General features: G+C 42.1%; 4 protein-coding genes. All 4 read right to left on the reverse strand.

Annotated elements, in window-relative coordinates; translation table 11 throughout:
* Window positions 1-56: 56 nt before the first annotated feature.
* Window positions 57-254 carry an exodeoxyribonuclease VII small subunit gene (xseB, locus tag E1163_RS02090; protein ID WP_155168971.1) on the reverse strand — a complete coding sequence of 66 codons (198 nt, stop codon included), beginning with the start codon at window positions 252-254 and terminating at the stop codon, window positions 57-59.
* On the reverse strand, window positions 247-1,488 hold the full coding sequence (xseA, locus tag E1163_RS02095; protein ID WP_155168972.1) for an exodeoxyribonuclease VII large subunit: 1,242 nt from the start codon (window positions 1,486-1,488) through the stop codon (window positions 247-249). The genes xseB and xseA overlap by 8 nt, the downstream gene beginning before the upstream one ends.
* Window positions 1,489-2,361: 873 nt before the next feature.
* Window positions 2,362-3,282: a universal stress protein gene (locus E1163_RS02100; protein WP_155168974.1), complete on the reverse strand. Its 921-nt coding sequence runs from the start codon at window positions 3,280-3,282 to the stop codon at window positions 2,362-2,364.
* 78 nt (window positions 3,283-3,360) lie between these two features.
* The coding region (locus tag E1163_RS02105; protein WP_155168976.1) for an aminotransferase class V-fold PLP-dependent enzyme at window positions 3,361-4,395 on the reverse strand (1,035 nt) is incomplete at its 5' end.

Consider the following 4,395-nt stretch of genomic DNA (forward strand, 5'->3'; position numbering starts at 1 on the left):
GGGCAAAATATCAATTTAGATGTTATTATCAAATTGTATTGTGAAGGACGGTAAAATCACTCCATATCGTTCAGGGTCTGATTCAGGTCATCCTCAGTGCTCTTGAGCTTGCTTTTGCAATCTTTAATTAATGTAGCCGCTCTTTTTACAAGCACTGAAAGTTCATCTATATCAGTTTCCCCGGATTCAATTTGATGAATGATTTTCTCTATTTCCTCCAGAGATTCTTTATAACTGAGTTCTTGTTTAGCCATTTTTATCTTTTTGGGTTTCTACGGTACTGATTATGATTTTCTCAGCACTTAGGGTTTTCATTTTATCGCCGGGCTTTATCTCCGCTTTGGAGATTGATTTACCATTAACTGTAGTCAACGTATAGCCTCTTTTGAGAATGGTTTCAGGGTCAAGCAGGTTCAGGGACTTTTGTGCCAGATCGAGCCGTTTCTGATGGTTTTGTAGCTGGTTTAATGCATGGATTTTTAGCCTCTCATTTAAATGGTCAACGCGATAGAGTCTTGCGGACAGTTTATCTTTAGCACTGGCCTTGAGTTGATAACCGAGTGTGCTGAGTTGTTGTGCATGTAAATTGAGTACACTGTTGGTGTAGTGAAATATGCGTGCAAAGGCATCATCCAGCCTTTCCTCAAATGCCCTTACACCGCTGATCAGAAATTCTGCCACAGCGGTTGGTGTTTTCATCATGGTGTGGGCCACGAGGTCTGCAATGGTTTCATCCCTTTCATGGCCGATGCCGGTGATTACAGGTAATGTAAACTGTGCAATATGAGCCGCCAGATTATAGTCATCAAAACAGTCAAGGTCAATCTGGCTGCCCCCACCGCGAATGATGATGAGTGCATCATACTCTTCCCGGGAGTTATGGATCTGCAACATAGCGTTGATCATGGATTCACACGCTTTATCCCCCTGCATGATTGCTTTGTATAATCTGACCTTAAACTGATAACCATAACTGTTTTTGGTGATCTGGTCCATAAAATCGCCAAAACCTGCGGCAGTAGGAGAGCTGATGACGGCAATACGCTGCGGAACGACAGGAAGCTTATGGCTTTTGTTCATATCAAAAACGCCATCTTCCATAAGCTGCTCTATGATCTTCTTTCTTCTCTGCGCCCGTTCCCCCAGGGTGAAATTGGCATCAATATCCCTTACATTGGCACTAAGGCCGTAAAGCTCATGAAACTGGATCGTAACATTGCAGAGTATTTTAAGCCCTGGCTGTAGAGCCTGTCCCGTAATGCCCTCAAACCAGGTGGACAAATTTCTATACGTATAGGCCCAGATGGTAGCACGCATTTTGGCAATTACTTTATCGTCAGCCTTCTCTACCAGCTCCAGATAGCAGTGCCCGGTTTGGTTGGAACGCATTTCTCCAATTTCCGCCACCACCCAATAAGAAGGTTCCAGGTTGGAGTCAAGTGTTTCCTTTACAAGTCGGTTAAGATCAAATAATGTTAGATGTTCCATGTTTCGGATCATCAAAACTATCCAATATTTGGCAGTAAACCGTAGTGATTGAGACTAAAATTGGAATGCTGTAATGTATTGAAATTTTCCGCTTTGTTACAATGTCATTCAGGCTCGAAAAGTGGCCAATTAGTCAAAGCCTTGTGTCCAGCAAGTCATCTCCATACTGCGTGTCCACCCCCGCAGTCTACCTAAGTAGGTTGCTGCATACTGTTCAGTTTGTGCAGGCAACTGAGTTAGATACTTCATAGGCTCAGTATGACCATTTATATCGACTTATTCAAAAAATGCATATGAGGGTTGGTACTTTTAATAAGCGCTAATTTTTTAGCCCTGGTTCAGCCTTTTATTTCCTTTTCCCTTTCAATGGGCATGAATGGCGGTATAGAAGGGTTCATAATAAATCAGATTATAGCAGAAAAATCTGACAGCGAAGGTCTCTGGCTTACCACGGTTTTGGTAGTGCTCATTCGGGTATACAGATCATTGGTTACACCCGTGTATAAAACTGTTCTCTTGGGGTTGGTAGTGATGTAGGTAAAGTAGTGGGTCAAGCGTAAAACCTGTGGAGTAAATGGATTGGGGAGTAAACAAGTAAAGTGAAACTTGCTACTGAAAATTAGTAAACCGAGCTTATTGTTATATTATATGCCTTTGTCTACTGCTTTTGCCGATTGCTATTAACAACTCTCTGTCAGCAAAGAGGTAAAAACTTTAGGGGCTCCCCAGAAATTACGATTGATCCAAAGTAGTTCATGTAAATGCAAGAGGGGCAGTTTAGAGAAAAGCCTGACCATGAATTCTATCGCATAGCCAGGCATCTCTACTCAGAAAGATTCTTCCTGAATAAGTAAAACCGGTAAGTTCAGTAGATTATATTTCCCTCAAAGTCTCAAATAACCCGGCATTTTTGCCTTTGAACCTCACTACCAACAGTGGGTGGTTCATTTTGTCGTTTACCATTTTCTCAGCAAGGCTTCCCAGGAAGAGTGCGGCGGCGGCGGTTCTTCCCTTTGCGCCGATGATGATGAAATCAGTATCTATTTCATCGGCAAGGTCATAAATGTCGCTGGCCAGGTTGTCGTTGGTATCCAGAGAGTAGACCTCGTGTATTTTGATTCCTCTGGGATCAATTTTTTTGATAAACTTTTTAAAAGACTCCTGAGCATTTTTCTTCATGATCTCAGCGAATTCTTTAAATGATTTGCCGGTGTAGTGGTACCCGGCAGGTACGTTGTAAACATTCTGGCAGTAAATCTCGCCTGTGCCACCGGTTTTTACGGCAAAATCTATAGTCTGCATCAGGGCGAGTTTAGAATAGTCTGAAAAGTCAATGGGAACCAGAAATTTATCCACTTTCGGAGTTACGTTTTCAGGCACGATCAATAAGTTGCAGCTAGCACGTCTTGCCAGACGCATAGTAGTTACACCGGTTCCATCTAAGGTTTTTTTCTGCCCTATGATGATCAGGTCAGTTTGCGATTTGTTGGCTATGTCCAGCAGCATTGGAGCTTGGCCTTGCTTAACCAGGTAAGTTACTTTTACTTTCTTTTTGGGTTTGAAATGGGCTTTTACAACTTCTTTGATCTTATCTTTCCTATCCTGTATAGCGCTGGTAACTATATTTGGAAATTCTTTCTTTACATCGCCAGGGATATTGAGGTTGCGTACAATATTAACGAACTGCACCTTTTCTGCTGACGAGTGGTCGACCAGAAATGATGCATATTCTATCAATGTTGCGTCTAATTTTGAAGTGTCAAGTCCGACTAAAAGATTCTTAAATGGTTCCATAGAGGTTTACGGTTGCAGGTGCAAAAGTAAGTCAATAAATAACTTTACCTTGAGGTTTTTGCACTTTTATTGATAACATTAATTATTTATTTTAAGCAGTTTATCAGCAAGTATTTCTATATGCTCTTTTGAGTGCGTAGGGAAGTTGGCTATCCTGATGTGTTTGTCCTTGAATTTGCCATACCCACTGCCAATAACAAAAGCTTTTTCCGAAAGTTTGGAAATTATTTCCTTGCTTGAAACAGATGCATCTGCCACAAGAGTGGTTTTGGATCGGTGTGCTTCATTGTCAACAAAGGGGCGAAGGATTTCAGATTGGTCAAATGCCTGGTACAGCACGGCTGCTTTATAATCTGTTTCCCTGCGTATTTGATCTATACCTTTATCGGCCATGTCCGTAGCTACTTTGCCAAGCAGATAGACGCCCAAAACATTAGGTGTTTCCGGAGTTTGATTTTTTACCGCTTTTTCCAGTAAGGAAGGCAGGCTATGGTACGAACCAATGATCCTGTCTTTGTCCATTAACTTCTGCGCTTTTTGGAAGCATCGGTTATTGACGATCCACACGCCCAGACCGGCTGGAAGGCCAAAGCACTTTTGCACTGAAAAGTAAGCAGTATCGACCATGCTGTAGTCTATGTCGGCATATGGTGCAGATGAAACAACATCAAGTGCAATCAACTGATCCGGGAATGCTTTTCTGATCTTTGCGATATCTTGAACAGGCTGGCTGGCACCTGTGCTGGTTTCATTCTGGGTTATGGCAATTAATTCTGCAGTTTCGGGGATGAGCAATGCTTCTGCCTCTACAACTTTACCCTCTTCTACCACGCGGGACATAGCATTGATCTTATAGTTTTCGGCTATTTCAAAAAAACGTCTGGAGAAAGCCCCGTTGATCAGGTGGAAAGATTCTGCCTCTACTGTATTCTGGATTATCCTCTCCCATATTTCAGTAGCTGAAGAGGTGAAAAAAATATGATAATCATCGGGGATACCCAGTAAGGAGCGAATAGCTTCAACGGCATGCTGATGAATCTTTTCATAGTCCTTGCTTCGATGAGAAATGGAAGGGACATTTTCCTTCAATGCATTTTTCATGTGCTCTTCTAC

The organism is Fulvivirga kasyanovii (assembly GCF_009711405.1).
GTDB lineage: Bacteria > Bacteroidota > Bacteroidia > Cytophagales > Cyclobacteriaceae > Fulvivirga > Fulvivirga kasyanovii.

What these genes read in the sequence shown, in the direction of transcription:
- xseB (WP_155168971.1), bottom strand. Translation starts at nt 254, where the DNA reads ATGGCTAAACAAGAACTCAGTTATAAAGAATCTCTGGAGGAAATAGAG.
- xseA (WP_155168972.1), bottom strand. Translation starts at nt 1,488, where the DNA reads ATGGAACATCTAACATTATTTGATCTTAACCGACTTGTAAAGGAAACA.
- E1163_RS02100 (WP_155168974.1), bottom strand. Translation starts at nt 3,282, where the DNA reads ATGGAACCATTTAAGAATCTTTTAGTCGGACTTGACACTTCAAAATTA.